16 protein-coding genes are annotated in these 14,776 nt (G+C 47.7%); 10 read left to right on the top strand and 6 right to left on the bottom strand.

The genetic code is table 11. The annotated features are described in order from the left end of the window. Positions 1-58 precede the first annotated feature (58 nt). On the top strand, positions 59-262 hold the full coding sequence (locus tag H4O21_RS13280; protein ID WP_182809385.1) for a hypothetical protein: 204 nt from the start codon (positions 59-61) through the stop codon (positions 260-262). On the opposite strand, the gene H4O21_RS26315 is transcribed toward H4O21_RS13280, so the two are convergent. The 6 genes from H4O21_RS26315 to ocd all read right to left on the bottom strand — a co-directional run bounded on the left by H4O21_RS26315 (position 223) and on the right by ocd (position 5,444). Continuing rightward, positions 223-438 carry an ion channel gene (locus H4O21_RS26315; RefSeq protein WP_182809359.1) on the bottom strand — a complete coding sequence of 72 codons (216 nt, stop codon included), beginning with the start codon at positions 436-438 and terminating at the stop codon, positions 223-225. The genes H4O21_RS13280 and H4O21_RS26315 overlap by 40 nt on opposite strands. Before the next feature lie 122 nt (positions 439-560). After that, positions 561-1,286, bottom strand: coding sequence for an amino acid ABC transporter ATP-binding protein (locus H4O21_RS13270; protein WP_182809358.1), 726 nt, complete (start codon positions 1,284-1,286; stop codon positions 561-563). Positions 1,287-1,305: 19 nt separating this feature from the next. Beyond that, complete coding sequence (locus tag H4O21_RS13265) at positions 1,306-2,253, bottom strand: amino acid ABC transporter permease (RefSeq protein ID WP_182809357.1); 948 nt, start codon at positions 2,251-2,253, stop codon at positions 1,306-1,308. 155 nt (positions 2,254-2,408) lie between these two features. After that, positions 2,409-3,215 carry a transporter substrate-binding domain-containing protein gene (locus tag H4O21_RS13260; protein ID WP_182809356.1) on the bottom strand — a complete coding sequence of 269 codons (807 nt, stop codon included), beginning with the start codon at positions 3,213-3,215 and terminating at the stop codon, positions 2,409-2,411. Between the two features lie 103 nt (positions 3,216-3,318). Continuing rightward, positions 3,319-4,305 (bottom strand): citrulline utilization hydrolase CtlX, encoded by a 987-nt coding sequence (ctlX, locus tag H4O21_RS13255; protein ID WP_220495654.1) that lies wholly within the window; start codon positions 4,303-4,305, stop codon positions 3,319-3,321. Further along, complete coding sequence (gene ocd / locus H4O21_RS13250; protein ID WP_182809355.1) at positions 4,305-5,444, bottom strand: ornithine cyclodeaminase; 1,140 nt, start codon at positions 5,442-5,444, stop codon at positions 4,305-4,307. The genes ctlX and ocd overlap by 1 nt, the downstream gene beginning before the upstream one ends. A 137-nt stretch (positions 5,445-5,581) precedes the next feature. Between ocd and H4O21_RS13245 the strand changes: the two genes are divergently transcribed. The 9 genes from H4O21_RS13245 (at position 5,582) to H4O21_RS13205 (ending at position 14,731) form a co-directional block, all read left to right on the top strand. Then, the gene (locus H4O21_RS13245) at positions 5,582-6,034 is read left to right on the top strand and encodes an Lrp/AsnC family transcriptional regulator (RefSeq protein WP_182809354.1); all 453 of its coding nucleotides are present in this window, start codon (positions 5,582-5,584) and stop codon (positions 6,032-6,034) included. A gap of 241 nt (positions 6,035-6,275) precedes the next feature. Then, on the top strand, positions 6,276-7,673 hold the full coding sequence (locus H4O21_RS13240; protein ID WP_182809353.1) for a V-type ATP synthase subunit B: 1,398 nt from the start codon (positions 6,276-6,278) through the stop codon (positions 7,671-7,673). Positions 7,674-7,686: 13 nt separating this feature from the next. Beyond that, positions 7,687-8,292 carry a V-type ATP synthase subunit D gene (locus tag H4O21_RS13235; protein ID WP_182809352.1) on the top strand — a complete coding sequence of 202 codons (606 nt, stop codon included), beginning with the start codon at positions 7,687-7,689 and terminating at the stop codon, positions 8,290-8,292. After that, positions 8,289-10,085, top strand: a complete 1,797-nt coding sequence (locus H4O21_RS13230; protein ID WP_182809351.1) for a V-type ATP synthase subunit I — start codon at positions 8,289-8,291, stop codon at positions 10,083-10,085. Before H4O21_RS13235 ends, H4O21_RS13230 begins: the two co-directional genes overlap by 4 nt. After that, a complete protein-coding gene (locus H4O21_RS13225) occupies positions 10,073-10,519 on the top strand; it encodes an ATP synthase subunit C (RefSeq protein WP_182809350.1) in 447 nt (148 codons plus the stop codon). The genes H4O21_RS13230 and H4O21_RS13225 overlap by 13 nt, the downstream gene beginning before the upstream one ends. Before the next feature lie 9 nt (positions 10,520-10,528). Further along, on the top strand, positions 10,529-11,212 hold the full coding sequence (locus tag H4O21_RS13220; RefSeq protein WP_182809349.1) for an ATPase: 684 nt from the start codon (positions 10,529-10,531) through the stop codon (positions 11,210-11,212). Next, a complete protein-coding gene (locus H4O21_RS13215; protein ID WP_182809348.1) occupies positions 11,212-11,907 on the top strand; it encodes a hypothetical protein in 696 nt (231 codons plus the stop codon). Before H4O21_RS13220 ends, H4O21_RS13215 begins: the two co-directional genes overlap by 1 nt. After that, positions 11,907-13,751, top strand: a complete 1,845-nt coding sequence (locus H4O21_RS13210) for a V-type ATP synthase subunit A (protein ID WP_182809347.1) — start codon at positions 11,907-11,909, stop codon at positions 13,749-13,751. The genes H4O21_RS13215 and H4O21_RS13210 overlap by 1 nt, the downstream gene beginning before the upstream one ends. A 314-nt stretch (positions 13,752-14,065) precedes the next feature. Then, a complete protein-coding gene (locus tag H4O21_RS13205) occupies positions 14,066-14,731 on the top strand; it encodes a cupredoxin domain-containing protein (RefSeq protein WP_182809346.1) in 666 nt (221 codons plus the stop codon). The last annotated feature ends 45 nt before the right edge of the window (positions 14,732-14,776 follow it).

Below are 14,776 nucleotides of genomic sequence, written 5' to 3'. Positions count from 1 at the left end.
GCATATTCTTTATCGCCTGAACAGCCTTTTAAGCGGATTACAGTACTTGGAGGTAGTTGTGTCCCAGCTTTTGATTCGTTATTCCCGAATTCTTGAGATTGTTGGCGATATCGTCAAAGTTCATGTTCCTACCTCAGAAGAAGAGGCTTCTCAGATCAGCTTTGGTGATCTGGCATTGATCGAAAGCCGGGATGAGGGCCAGGAAATTTTGCCCCGTACCGCTCAGGTAATCCATGCTATTTTGGTTAACCCGGCGGCATAAAGAATGATGGTTGCCGGAATCATATAAAATGTCAGAAACAGCTTACCAGCATCACCTGAAGGTGACAGATCTCCAAATCCCACGGTGCTGCCAACGACAGAGCAGAAGTAAATAAAGTTAACGAAGTCAGTCAGTACTTCTTCACCTGCCAGAGAAAGGCCTGTCCAGCAAATCAATCTGAAAAAATTGTACTGAAGGGGGAGTGATTTTATAGCAAATAGCGCAAAGTATAAGTACTTCAAATATAAAGAGTTATTTCTTCTCCAGCCAGAGACCGGAGAAGAAAAAGAAGTTTTGATCAAATAATCATTGATAAAAACTGCTGCAAACGAGGGTTGGTGGGATTATCAAAGAAGCTCTCTGGATCACTATCCACCAGCAGCTGTCCGCTTTCCATAAACAACACGCGATCTGCCACCTCTTTGGCAAAACCCATCTCATGGGTAACGACCACCATGGTCATGCCTTCTGCGGCGAGGCTTTTCATCACATCCAACACCTCTCCAACCATCTCAGGATCTAGTGCAGAAGTGGGTTCATCAAACAGCATGATATTGGGTTCCATCGCTAGCGCACGAGCAATAGCGACCCTCTGTTGCTGACCGCCAGAAAGATTATTAGGGTAGTTAAACATACGATCTTTTAACCCCACTTTTATCAGTAACTTTTTAGCGAGTTGTTCCACTTCAGCTTTGGGGCGTTTAGCGACCTTCATCGGAGCCAACATAACGTTGGCTAAAACATCTTTATGGGGGAAAAGGTTAAAGCTCTGGAATACCATACCTACCTCTTCCCTTAACTGGTTGATGTCCGTTTTTTTATCGTACATATCGGTGCCATCAATAGTGATGTTGCCACTGTTGATGGTTTCTAGCTGGTTAAGTGTCCGTAAGAAAGTGGATTTACCTGAACCTGAAGGCCCGACAACCACAACCACTTCACCTCTTTTGATCGTGGCAGAAACTTGATTGAGTGCATGGCATCCATTGGGATAAATTTTGTCGACGTTATTGGCGATAATCATATCATCACCTTGATAATCTCTAGTCACTGGCCGCTAACCTCTTTTCTAATCGTTGAACACCCCAGGAAAGACTGCCGGTTAACAGCAGGTAGAGCAGGGCGACGGTGAACCAAACTTCGAAGGGGGCAAAACTACCACTCACTACCTCTCGTCCTGCTTTTGTTAGGTCGGTAATGGCGATAACAGAGACCAGAGAGGAGTCTTTAATTAGGTTAATAAATTGCCCCGCCAGTGGTGGTAGTACGCGTTTAAAGGCCTGGGGCAGAATGACATAGTACATGGCTTGCAAGTAGGTCATGCCCAATGAGCGGGCAGCTTCCATCTGGCCTTTAGGAATGGATTGGATCCCTCCTCGGGTAATCTCTGCGACATAAGCCCCAGTAAATACCGCCAGAGCAATAACACCAGAGGTAAAACGTTCTAACTCTAAAACGGTACCGACAAAGAAGTAGATAATAAAGATCTGTACCAGCAGTGGAGTACCACGAATAATCTCCACGTAAGTGATCGCCAGATTTCGCAGGACGATATTGTGGGATACCCGCATCAAACCAAAGGCGAGGCCAAGAATAATGGCAAAAACTAACGAGTAGATAGAGATTTCAATGGTGACCCCTAATCCTTGAATAATCGGGCCAAATTGCCATTGCGGTTGGCTGGCTACTTGATCTCCTTCAAAGATAGTATCACCTTCAGAGACCATAACCTGTTCGAACTGAGAAAGATCTAGTCGTTGATCGCCACTCTCTGACTCGAACAACAGTTGTCCCTGGGCATTTTCGATAATATTACCGTTTTGTTCGGCAAAAATAGGCGTGGGTTCTGTATTTAAAATATAGGGCGTGACTCGATGCCAGTTCCATTGATAGTTAATCCGGTCACTGGAGGCCTGAATAGCCAGGGCTAATGCCAGTAGGATGGCAACAAAAGCACTATGCCAAAGGAGTTTATTGGGTTGGGTATGCATCTGAATTATACCTCACCTGAAATTAAGGGGAGCCCACTGAGCCCTTCTCACATCGGGTACAACATATCGTTGTGCAGATAAGAAGGTGCTCAGTGATCACACTTTTCGGTGTTAAGTGATTAAATGGCTACTGTTTTAGATCAGTAGCAGAGAACTTATTGCACGCGCTTTAACCAAGCGTCATTTTTAAACCACTTGTTATAGATGCGATCGTAGGTACCATCGCCCTTAATCTGGCTGAGATAATTGTTAAGGAAGTTTAAGAAATCAGGGTCTCCCTGACGGATTGCCCAGCCTAAAGGTTCATAGGTGAAAGGTTTATCTAGGTGTTTAATTTTGTCTTTATGTTTAGCGGAATAGATGGCATTAAACGGCATGTCGTAAACAAAGGCATCGGCTTTACCGTTAACAAACTCTAAGACTGCATCAGTTTCTGTTTCAAACAGATTGGTATTGGCTTTAGGCAATAAGCGTTTGACTGCCGCATCACCTGTGGTGCCTAGCTTGGTGGATACGGTGTACTTAGGATTGTTGAGATCTCGGTAGCTTTTAATGGAACCGGCCAGTTCAGGAGACACTAGAATAGATTGCCCTACTACAATATAAGGATCAGCAAAACTCACCTTCATATTACGTTGAGCCGTGATTGTCATACCGGCCATAATAATATGGCACTTTCCTGTAACTAGAGAGGGAATAATGCCATCCCATGCGGTGTTTACCGGAACATATTTAACGCCCATTGCGGCAGCCATCTGTTTACCGATATCGATATCAAAACCCATAAAGCCGCCTTTTTTCGACTTCATCTCAAAGGGCATATAACCGGCATCAAAACAGACCTTAAGTTCACCTTTATCGGTGATATCTGTTAAAGCGGAATAGTCAGAGTTTGCGGCTAAGCTCCAGTGAGAAGCCAAAATACTTGTGCCAATAATTAAGGATTTGAACAGCTTTTTCATCACTTACTCCAGTATTGTTTTAATTGTGTGTCGAACTGGGCTAATACCGTAAGACAACTGGGCTTACGGCTTTAAAAAGGTTGAACGGTGAGGGGCTACCTACTTAACAATCTGCTTGCTCTTTGGACGAATTCTCGCGAACTCTGGGGGTAAGATGCAGACCTGCTAACATGCAGCGTACTGAACCTCCGGCCAGCTCAATCGTAGGAATATCTAACACAACAAAGCGGACATAACGCTCTAGGGTCTCTTTTTGCTGATCCGTTAAGGCATTAAAAGCGGTGCTAGATAAGGCAAGCAGGTGTCCTTCAGGTGAGGCAAGTTCTAAGACATTGCCAGCAAATTGATCGATTTGATCTTTGGAGAGCGCTATAACTTCTCGACCAGTTGCTTGTAAACGCTGAATAATTTCCTGGCGACGAGTAGGGTCGGTAATCAGCTCTGTACCCACCATGGCAAAGTGGGTGCCGATGCTCATCATGACATTGGTGTGATAAACCGGTTGGCCTTGATCATCCTGAGTATCAAAAGCGGCAGGTTCATAATTAAAGTGAGCAGAAAAACGCTGTAATGCGATTTCGTTCGCTCGATTGGATTTTGCGGTATAGGCGACACGTTCAATATGATCCAACACCATAGCGCCTGTACCTTCAAGGAAAATACCGTCCAGTTCTTGGCCGGAATAATCCGTGACATCCTGTACATAAAAGTTCTGTTTTAAGGTCTCAATAATGTCCTGGCGTCGTTCTCGACGTCGATTATTGGAATACATAGGGTAGAGCGCGACATGGCCACCTGGATGAGTCGAGAACCAGTTATTGGGAAAGACGGAGTCAGGGCTTTCTCCTTTCTCATCATCAAATAGGTAAACAGCGATATTATGCTGACGCAGTGTTTCTGCCGCTTGTGTCACCTCTTGATAAGCACGCTGGGCGATCACTTCCATCGCTTCGTCAGGGACTTGTTTTTGGTAAGCATTATCCTCAGCGGTATCTGGGTTAGGGTAAAAGTTATGGGGACGTATCATTATCACAGCACGGGGAGACTGTACCGATAACTGGACTCGATAGTTATTCATCATGCTCATCATTACACCGCTACTGGTCGGTTAGATTTTGAAAAAGAGGTCGGCTCAGAAGGTTTGGTTTGACTGTTGGTCATCTGAGTATTCAGAGGTTGGAACTTAAATTGCCCAGTATCGCCATCAGGATTTACCAATAGACCAAACAGGTTTTTAGGGTTAGATAGGTGTGGGATAAGGCCTAAGGTTTGGCCGAGCTCGCTATCACCCTGTTGAGTAAACTCATACAACATCCGCAGGGCGCTATAGTCCTCAAGAGCAAAGCCCACAGAATCAAACACTGTGATCTGATGATCGTTTTGACGCCCCGGTTGTTGTTTAGCAATCACCTGCCAAAGTTCTGTCACTGGATAATCTTCGGGCAGTTGTTGAATATCGCCTTCAATACGAGACTGAGGTTCATACTCAACAAAGGTATCAGCTTGGGTCAGTACATCTCGGTGTAATTCAGTCTTACCTGGGCAATCCCCGCCAATAGCATTGATATGTTGACCAGGGGCGATCATATCGGGGGTTAAAATGGTCGCTAAACGTTTATCAGCGGTGACCGTGGTAATAATATCTGCACTAGCACAGGCTTCATGGGCTGATTCACAGATCACCAGTCTAAGATCGGTATAACAATCTAGGTTGGCTTTTAGTTTGGCGCTAGCGGCATAGTCTACGTCGTAACAACGGATCTCATTAATACCGAGCAGCTTGTGAAAGGCGATCGATTGGAACTCACTTTGGCAGCCATTGCCAATCAGTGCCATGGTTTTAGCATCTTGGCGGGCCAGATATTTAGCGGCCATGGCAGAAGTGGCTGCCGTTCTTAATGCCGTTACTAGAGTCAATTCGCTCAATAGTAGGGGATAACCCGTCGCTACTTCTGCTAGTACACCAAAGGCCATTACTGTTGGTAAACCCTGAGCGGTGTTTGAGGGATGGCCATTAACATATTTAAAGGAATACAGCTGATCATCAGCGATAGGCATCAACTCGATAACCCCTACATCACTATGAGCGGCTAAACGGGCGGATTTATCAAATTTGGCCCAGTTCAGATAATCCTGTTCCAGGTAATCCACCAATTTGGCCATCAGATGTTGCGGCCCCATATTGCGTACAAACTGACTTAATTCATGTACATCAAGAAACTGTGTCATAGCGCTACCTATTGCCTTTTATTGTGAGTGAGCGACTTGGGTCATCACATTATCTGGCTGGGTAAAGCTAAAAATAAGTTTAAAAGTTAGACTAAATTGATATCATTTTGACGATTTGCTAACTATGGGTTAACAAAATGTCAAATCTGGATCATATTGACCGCCAGCTAATTGGTTTATTACGGAGTGATGCACGCATGCCTGTAGCTGCTTTGGCTAAGGCTATTGGTACTTCAAGGGCTACGGTACAGAATCGACTGAACCGTATGGAGAAGCAGGGTGTTATTACGGGCTATACCGTTTTGTTGAGTAGTGAAACGGATGAAAGCCTCTCCTTAGTTCGCGCTTTAATGAGCCTGAGTATCGAAGGAAACTGCTCTATCAAGATCAGGGAACAACTCATGAAAGAACCCGGAGTACGAGCTTTTCATAGTACAAATGGTAAGTGGGACCTAGTAGTGGAGCTGCAAACCAGTAGTTTAGAAGCGTTTGATAAGGTGCTAGGGCGTATTAGAAGAATTGAGGGTATCTCAGGATCTGAGACCAGTATTCTACTGTCATCTACCCGGATGGGGACGGCTCAAATATAGTGTAAAGAAGTCAAAGACACTTCTTTCTGTACAAAGATTGCTGTCAGTTTTATGTATCAAGTCAAAGCATCTTCGCTGATGCAACATAATATTACCATTACATTGTTTACACCTTTTCTTGATAGGAGCATGATAAACATAAAGATTTTAAGGTTTTTCCCTAAAGAGTTGCTTTTGTAAACGGTATTTTCTTTATGGCTTGAACAACCTTTTAAGCGGATTACAGTACTTGGAGGTAGTTGTGTCCCAGCTTTTGATTCGTTATTCCCGAATTCTTGAGATTGTTGGCGATATCGTCAAAGTTCATGTTCCTACCTCAGAAGAAGAGGCTTCTCAGATCAGCTTTGGTGATCTGGCATTGATCGAAAGCCGGGATGAGGGCCAGGAAATTTTGCCCCGTACCGCTCAGGTGATTCTGTTGGACGGCGAAGAGATCTCACTGCAGGTCTTTTCCGGCACCAAAGGCCTGTCCACTCACTCCGTTGTACGCTTCCTCGGTCGTCCGATGGAGGTGACCTTCTCACCTAATATTCTGGGACGTACCTTCTCGGGTACCGGTCAGCCTATTGATGGCGGCCCTGCGTTAACTGATGAGCCTCGTATTGAGATTGATGGCCCTACAGTAAACCCTGCCCGACGTATTCTGGCATCTCGTATGATTCGCACCGATGTGCCTATGATTGATGTCTTTAACTGTCTTGTAGAAAGTCAGAAGATCCCTATTTTCTCGGTTGCCGGTGAGCCCTATAACCAGCTATTGGCTCGTATTGGTGCCCAGGCAGATGCAGATATTGTAGTGTTTGGTGGTATCGGTCTGATCTTTGATGATTACCATTTCTTTAAGCGCACCTTCGAGGAAGCCGGAGCGTCTGCCCGTACCGTAATGTTTGTGCATCAGGGTTCTGATCCTACGGTTGAAGCTCTGCTGGTGCCGGATATGGCACTGGCTGTAGCTGAGCGTTATGCAGTCAACGAAGGCAAACGAGTCCTGGTACTGCTGACCGATATGACCGCCTATGCTGATGCGTTAAAAGAGGTCGGTATCTCTATGGAGCACGTGCCGTCTAACCGGGGCTATATCGGTGATCTTTATTCTCAGCTGGCCCGTCGTTATGAGAAGGCCTGTGACTATAAAGGCGCAGGTTCGGTGACGATTCTGTCGGTCACCACCATGCCGGGCGATGATGTCACCCACCCAGTACCGGATAACACTGGCTATATCACCGAAGGGCAGTTCTATCTACACGATGGCGTGATTGACCCGTTTGGTTCTCTCTCCCGTCTGAAGCAGCATGTGATAGGTAAGGTCACCCGGGAAGATCACAGCCAGATTATGAACACCCTGATCCGTTTCTATGCCGCGTCTCAGGATGCGGAACAGAAACAGGCGATGTCCTTTGAACTCAGTGAGTTTGATGAGCGAGTATTAAAGTTTGGTCGTCTGTTCCAGAAAACCTTTATGGATATTGATGCCAGCATGCCCCTTGAGGAAGCGCTGGATACCGGCTGGTCAATTCTGGCGCAATGTTTCAAGGAAGAGGAGCTGTTGATGAAGCAACACTTGATCGACAAATACTTTCCTAAAACCGATGCAGAGGCCGATTTCCAGAACGAGACAAATTCCCAGGAAAGCGCCTGACAGGAGTTAAGCCATGGGTAAGCTGGCACTGAATAAAAGTACCCTCAATAAGGAAGGCCGTAAGGTTAAGGCCTACCGCAAGTTTGTTCCGGCACTGGATCTTAAGCGCAAGCAGCTGCTAGCGGAGCGAGCCAACTCGCGTAAAAGCCTGACCGAATTAGAAGACACTCTGGAGTCTTTGCGCTTACAGGTACGGGAGCAACTGCCGATGTTGTCCAGCTATCAGGGCAATATCGGGCAGTTAGTGGAGATCGACGATTTTTCCCTGCGTCAGGTCAATCTGGTGGGTATTAAGCTGCCGGAGCTGGAGAGTGTCTCCCTTAAGGTTCGCCCCTATTCCGTATTAGCCACCGAGCATTGGCTGGATCCTATGGTCGTGCTGCTGAAAAAAAGAGTTGAGCTACAGCTGGAACAGCAGATTTTGCACAAACGACTTGAGTTGTTGGAGGTGGGGCTGCGCAAGACCACCCAGCGTCTGAATCTTTTTGATAAGGTGCTGATTCCCGAAGCAGAAAAAAATATCCGCAAGATTCGTATCGCCCTGTCGGACAGTGAGCGAGCTGGGGTTGTTACCTCAAAAATTGCTAAAAACAAGCGGCTGAAGGCAGGTATGGCATGAGTATCCTCCAGCTTAAAAAAGCCTCTATTGTTGGGCTAAGTCACGATAAAACCCTGATTCTGGATGCTCTGCAGTCTTTGGGGCTGTTGCATGTTATTCCACTGAGTGAGAGCAGGGGCAAGCAGGCTGCTGAGGTTGACGATACAAATCCGCAGCTTTTAAAACCAGAGCTGTTAAAACGTTCTTTGCAGTATCTGTTGAGTTGTCCACAGAAGCGTCGTCAGGTGACACGGAAAAGTCAGCTTGATTTGGATGATGTACTGCAGCAGGTGGATCAGAATCGTCAGAATCGCATTCGCTTAATGGAGAAACGGGATTTTCTTGATAAACGCATCAAGGATCTGGAGCCCTGGGGAGAGTTTACCCTGCCGGACCTGGCTGATCTGAACCATGAAAAGCTGTGGTTCTATCTGGTACCCAACTACAAGATGCAGGATATCGAGCAGTCGGATCTACCCTGGATGCAAGTACACAGGGACAACCGTCATACCTATATCGTTGTGATTGCGGCCGAGGAGCCGGATAGCAGCGTTATGCCGGTACCACGTACTCATACTGGCTACATCCCTCTTAGCCAACTAATGGAGCAGCTGGAAGAAACCGAGATTCAACTGGAAGCCGCCGAGGCAGAACGTGAAGCCCTCACCCGCTGGATCTACCTGTTACAACATAGTATCGCCAGTACTGAGGATCAGGCGCTGCTGGATGAGATCTCAGGTCAGACCAGGGATTACGGGGAAATCTTTGCCCTACAGGGTTGGATTGCGGTGCGGGATCTGCCGCAGCTGGAAGCTTTTGCCGAGGAGAAAGGGTTAGTCCTGCTGGAGGAAGAGCCTCAGGACGATGAAAACCCGCCCACCTTCCTGGATAACCCGGAGGTGTACGGTGGCGGTCAGGAAGTAGTGAGCTTTTTCCAGACACCCAACTATCGCAGCTGGGACCCGTCCCGGGTGGTGTTTTTCTCCTTTGTCAGCTTCTTTGCCATCATTATGTCTGATGCGGGTTACTCTCTTCTGTTTGGCGGCATTATCGCCTGGAAATGGCAAAGCATGGGGCAAAGTGAAACCGGCCGTCGCTTACGGGCCATGGGGGCAGCACTGACCGGTGCAGGCGTCTTCTGGGGCATTTTAGTAGGTAGTTACTTTGGCGCTACGGCTCCCATATCCTTATTAGGGGATATGAAGCTGCTCGATCTGAATGACTTTGACACCATGATGGCTCTCTCTATCACCATAGGGGCTTTGCATCTGGTGCTGGCTAATCTTTTAATGGCCTGGGTACGGCGAGACAGTCAGCAGCGGCTCTCCTCTATTGGCTGGGCGGTGGCGGTCACTTCGGCCTTATCAGGCTGGTTGCTGGGCTTTACCTTCCTGCACTGGATAATTTTTGCGGTAGGTCTGGTGATGGTACTGCTGTTTTCCACTGCTGAAAAAGAACTCAATATCAGCCGTATTATTTCGGGTTTGTTAGCACTGACCAACGTCACCAAGATCTTTGGTGATGTATTGAGCTATCTGCGTCTTTTTGCCCTGGGTCTGGCCAGTGCATCCCTGGCGATCACCTTTAACCAACTAGCGGCAGATGTGGGTAATGCTCTACCGGGTATCGGCCTGTTACTGCATCTTCTGATTTTACTGGCAGGCCATCTGCTGAACTTTGTACTCACCGTGGTAAGCGGTGTGATTCATGGCTTACGTCTTAATCTGATCGAATTTTATAACTGGAGTCTGGCTGATGAAGGCTATCCCTTCCAGCCGTTTGCAAAACAGGAGGTAACACCTTGGACAACCTGATCTTAGCTCTTGGATGGGCAGGTTTATATGGACCTATGGCACTGGGTGCAATCGGTAGCATGATCGGCTGTTCTCTGGCCGGACAAGCTGCAGCGGGTGCGTTGTTAGAAACGGAAACCGGTCATGGTCGTTATATTGGTATTTCGGCGATGCCCTCCTCTCAGTCCATCTATGGCATCGTGGTGATGTTTGCTCTGAACCGTGATCTGACTGTAGATAATGCACCGGGTCTGGCGGCTATTGGTCTGTTGTGTGGTTTAGCACTGATGTTTAGTGCGATTTATCAGGGCCGTAGCTGTGCTTCTGCGATCAATGTCTCCAAGATCCGTCCAGAGATTTTTGGTATGTCGCTGGCACCGGCGGCCATCGTAGAAGGTTTTGCGGTATTTGCCTTTATCTTCGCTCTGGTGATCAGCGCCGGTGTACCGGCTTAGGAGCAGACGATGAGTGATATTGAAAAGAATCACGTCTCCTCTGGCATCGAAGCCCTGATCGATAAACTACGTCAGGAAGGGGTGGATAAGGGCCGTTCAGAAGCGGAACAGATCCTGCTGGATGCGGAAAAAGAAGCGGATCTGCTGCTAAAACAAGCCCGCGAAGAAGCGGATGCCATGATTAAAAAGGCAAAGCGCGACGTGGCTCAGAAGCAGCAAGCTGGTGAAGATGCATTAAAAATGGCCGCCCGTGATCTACTACTGGATGTGAAAGAAAATCTGGCGCGGAGCTTTACCGACCAGGTGGAACGTCTGATCGAACAGCAGATGGATAATCCCGAGTTTGTACAACGGATGATTCTTGAACTGGTCGGCCGTACCCGCGCAGCAGCCAATCTGGATGACAGTGAGCAAGTTGAGATACTGCTGCCGGAAAATGTGATCGGTCTGGATGAGCTACGCCGCAATGCCGATGAATATAAAACGGGTCGCCTGAGTCAGTTTGTACAATCCCTGTCGGTGGAACTGTTGCGAGATGGCATTAGCTTTAACAGCCATAGCGGTTCTGGTATTCGTGTACGCCTGGTGGGTAAAGATGTTGAGGTGGATCTGACCGATAGCGCGGTTTCGCAGCTGCTATTGCGTCACCTGCAACCCCGCTTCCGTGCCCTGCTCGAAGGAGTGATCCGATAGTGAGCTACTACACCCTGGTGACCGCTTTGCCAGACCTGCCACCTCTGGCGAAATGCAAGCAGATGCCGATCTCCCGCATTGCGCTGGATCGTCGTTTGACCATGCTCAGTGAAGAAGATCAGAAGCAGCTGAAGCTGGCTGAAAGTCTCTATCACTTTGGTGCTGAGCAGCCAGCATCTCTGCCTGATCAGAAACTGGTATATCAATGGCAATCTCAGCTGAGTCAGATCCAATCTGAGCCGGTTCGTCAGTGCATAGCAAACCGCCTGGAGTGGCAAAGCTTCCTGGCAGCCATGCGCCAGCGTCAACAGGGTGATAAAGGCCCAGAGCAATTTTTTGGCTTTGGTCGCTGGACCACACGTATTCGTCAGCATTGGCACGAACCCACGTTTGGTCTGGAAACTGCTCTGCCTCTGCTGACAGAACTGCATCCCCTGCTGCAAAAGGGCGCAGCCGGTGAGGTTGAGTATCAGATCAATCATCATCTCTGGCAGCAGCTGTTACAGATTGAACGCAGTCATCACTTCACCATTGAAACCGTGATCTGCTTTGTGCTGCGCTGGGAGCTGGCAGAGAAACAGATTCGCAATAATGCTGATCAGGCGCTTGCTGCCTTTGACACTATGGCTGAGGGATTGATAGCCACCCCAGCCATCCGGCAACATATCGCATCAGCCTTTGAGGAACTTTCCTAATGAAGGATGTAAAGATTACCGCTCGGGTTATCGGTGTGCGCGACGATATCGTAACCCTGCGTCAGGAAAAGGATGAGCAGGGTGAGTTTTACCCGCTGATTAAAAATGAGGTGGTGTATATCTGCCCCTCCCGTGTGCCGTCCGATGATCGCCAGGAGTATCTGCAAGCAGAAGTACTGCGTGTACGCCACGGTGAAGCGGATGTACAGGTGTTTGAGAATACCCGCGGTGTTGCCGTGGGTGATCCGGTGCGTCAATCCGGTCAGATGCTGTCTGTGACCTTAGGCCCCGGCCTATTGGGACAGGTGTATGATGGCCTGCAAAACCCGCTGGAGATTATTGCCGGTCAGCACGGTTTTTTCCTACCCCGAGGTTTACAGGTTGACGGCATCGATAGCCAGAAACAGTGGGCTTTTCAACCCTCCGTCAAAGTCGGTGCTCGTTTAAAAGCCGGTGACCCTGTTGGTCATGTGCAGGAAGGGCGTTTTAAGCACAAAATCATGGTGCCCTTTAATCAGGTGGGTGAGGTAGAGATCACCTGGATTCAGGAAGGTACTTTTACCACCACGACACCCATTGCTCGTATTAAAGATCATCTGGGTAAAGAGCATGAGCTGACCATGCAGCAGAAGTGGCCCGTGCGTATCCCGGTATGTCAGCCGTTGCTGGCGCAACGCTTCAGTGAACGGGAATACCCAGAACAACCACTGCTGACTTCTATCCGTCTGATCGATACCTTTTTCCCGATTGCCAAAGGTGGTACCGCTTGTATTCCAGGGCCTTTTGGTGCCGGTAAAACCGTATTGCAGGGCCTGATCTCACGTTTCTCTGATGTGGATATCGTGATTATTGTCGCCTGTGGTGAGCGGGCCGGTGAGGTGGTGGAAACCATTACCGAATTCCCGGCATTGCCTGATCCTAAAGGCGGCACCCTGATGGATCGTACCATCATTATCTGTAATACCTCCTCAATGCCAGTGGCCGCCCGTGAAGCCTCTATCTATACCGGTATCACCCTGAGTGAGTACTACCGTCAGATGGGTTATAACGCCCTGCTGATTGCCGACTCCACCTCACGCTGGGCCCAGGCGATGCGGGAAACCTCGGGTCGTCTGGAAGAGATCCCAGGTGAAGAAGCCTTCCCGGCTTATCTGGATTCCTCGGTGAAAAGCCTGTACGAACGCGCCGGTTTAATTCGTAATAACGAAGGCGAACAAGGCAGTCTGACCCTGATCGGCACCGTATCTCCTGCCGGTGGTAACTTTGAAGAACCAGTGACACAATCGACTCTGCGTACTGTGAAGACCTTCCTGGGCTTAAGTGCTGACCGCGCCTACAAACGGGCCTATCCGGCGGTTGATCCGCTAATCTCCTGGTCCCGTTATCTGGAACAACTCAGCGCCTGGTACGGTGAAAACCTGGATAGTGAATGGGTTGATGATGTGAAGCAGATGCAGAAACTGCTGACTCAGGGTGAAGATATCCAGCAGATGATGCAGGTGACCGGCGAAGAAGGTGTTACCCTGCAGGATTTCCTCACCTTTAACCGCGCCCAGTGTCTGGATCAGGTTTATCTGCAACAGGATGCCTTTGATGACGTTGATGCTTCAACACCGATGCAACGCCAGATGCGCGTCTTCAGGCTGTTAAAGCGCTGCCTGTTTGAACATCCTGAGATGGATGATAAAGACAGTATCCGTGAGCACTTTACCAAACTGGCTGGTTTGTTCAGAAACATGAACTATAGCCACGAAGATGGCCCTGACTTTAAGCGCTACTGGCAGGAGATTCATAACCTGAATCACTTCACTGTGAATGAAGGCTTTGCTTCTGAACAGCAATAAGAGCTCTGCTGAATAGAGATCGATAATATGGATCTGAAGTCTGCAGTCTATACTCTCAGGCTTCAGGTTCTGACTTTATTAGCAATAAAGATACAAAATAATATCTGATACCAATATGATGGTATTTCTGAACTAAGAAGAATTAAACTGAATCCGTGACATCCTAAGTATTGCTTCAGGAGAACCAATACCCTACCAGCAAAACAATCATTCCTGCAGTATATGTTTGATATTTGAATAAAATATCAGAGTTAAGGAACCTATTTACTTATTAATTGTCAGGTGTTAATGACTCAAATACAGGATTATTTGACGTGTTCAAAAATATCATTCATTTATCTCTTCTCAGCAGCTTAGCCTTCTCATTACATGTTCACGCTGCAGAACTATCGGTTTCAATACGGAATCAGGATGGTACAACTGTTGATCCAGTGATCCTTTTTGCTGAGCCGTTAGATCACAAAGCCCCTGATCGCGTGGTGCAAAAAGTAGAAATTGCTCAGGAAGGTAAAGCTTTTGCTCCTTTTATGACGGTGATGCAGCACGAAAACAGTGTGATGTTTACTAACCGGGATGACTTTACACACCACATCTACTCCATTTCTGACGATAACCGCTTCTCTTTCAAGCTGAAGTCTGATGAATCACATGAAATGACCCCGAATATTACCGATAGTGGACATGCCCAGATCTCTATGGGATGTAATATTCATGACTGGATGAGTGGTCATCTGCTGGTGGTGAATACACCATATTTTACCAGGACGAATACCGACGGCCAGGCTCAGCTACAACTGGAACAAGCTGGTCAATACAAAATAACCCTCTGGCATCCACAATTCAGATCTGATAATCAGATTTACACAAGGACCATAGAATTCAAGGGTGATACTATAATTGAGTGGTCACTACCTGAGACACTGGTAGTCAGGCTTCCTGAAGCCAGCACGGAAGAATTTGATTTTATTGAGCAATACTAGCCCCCGGGAATTTACAGCAATGGGTAGTTTAAGAACCCAGGTTTT

This window comes from Oceanospirillum sediminis (assembly GCF_014164585.1).
Classification (GTDB): Bacteria; Pseudomonadota; Gammaproteobacteria; order Pseudomonadales; family Halomonadaceae; genus Oceanospirillum; species Oceanospirillum sediminis.
Note: the sequence above shows the minus strand (reverse complement) of the source record. Positions and strands in the feature narration are given on the sequence as shown.

Bases quoted from the DNA above. Each gene is read 5' to 3' on its own strand.
- H4O21_RS13270 (WP_182809358.1), bottom strand. From the start codon at position 1,286: ATGATTATCGCCAATAACGTCGACAAAATTTATCCCAATGGATGCCAT.
- H4O21_RS13265 (WP_182809357.1), bottom strand. From the start codon at position 2,253: ATGCATACCCAACCCAATAAACTCCTTTGGCATAGTGCTTTTGTTGCC.
- H4O21_RS13260 (WP_182809356.1), bottom strand. From the start codon at position 3,215: ATGAAAAAGCTGTTCAAATCCTTAATTATTGGCACAAGTATTTTGGCT.
- ctlX (WP_220495654.1), bottom strand. From the start codon at position 4,305: ATGATGAGCATGATGAATAACTATCGAGTCCAGTTATCGGTACAGTCT.
- ocd (WP_182809355.1), bottom strand. From the start codon at position 5,444: ATGACACAGTTTCTTGATGTACATGAATTAAGTCAGTTTGTACGCAAT.
- H4O21_RS13245 (WP_182809354.1), top strand. From the start codon at position 5,582: ATGTCAAATCTGGATCATATTGACCGCCAGCTAATTGGTTTATTACGG.
- H4O21_RS13235 (WP_182809352.1), top strand. From the start codon at position 7,687: ATGGGTAAGCTGGCACTGAATAAAAGTACCCTCAATAAGGAAGGCCGT.
- H4O21_RS13230 (WP_182809351.1), top strand. From the start codon at position 8,289: ATGAGTATCCTCCAGCTTAAAAAAGCCTCTATTGTTGGGCTAAGTCAC.
- H4O21_RS13220 (WP_182809349.1), top strand. From the start codon at position 10,529: ATGAGTGATATTGAAAAGAATCACGTCTCCTCTGGCATCGAAGCCCTG.
- H4O21_RS13210 (WP_182809347.1), top strand. From the start codon at position 11,907: ATGAAGGATGTAAAGATTACCGCTCGGGTTATCGGTGTGCGCGACGAT.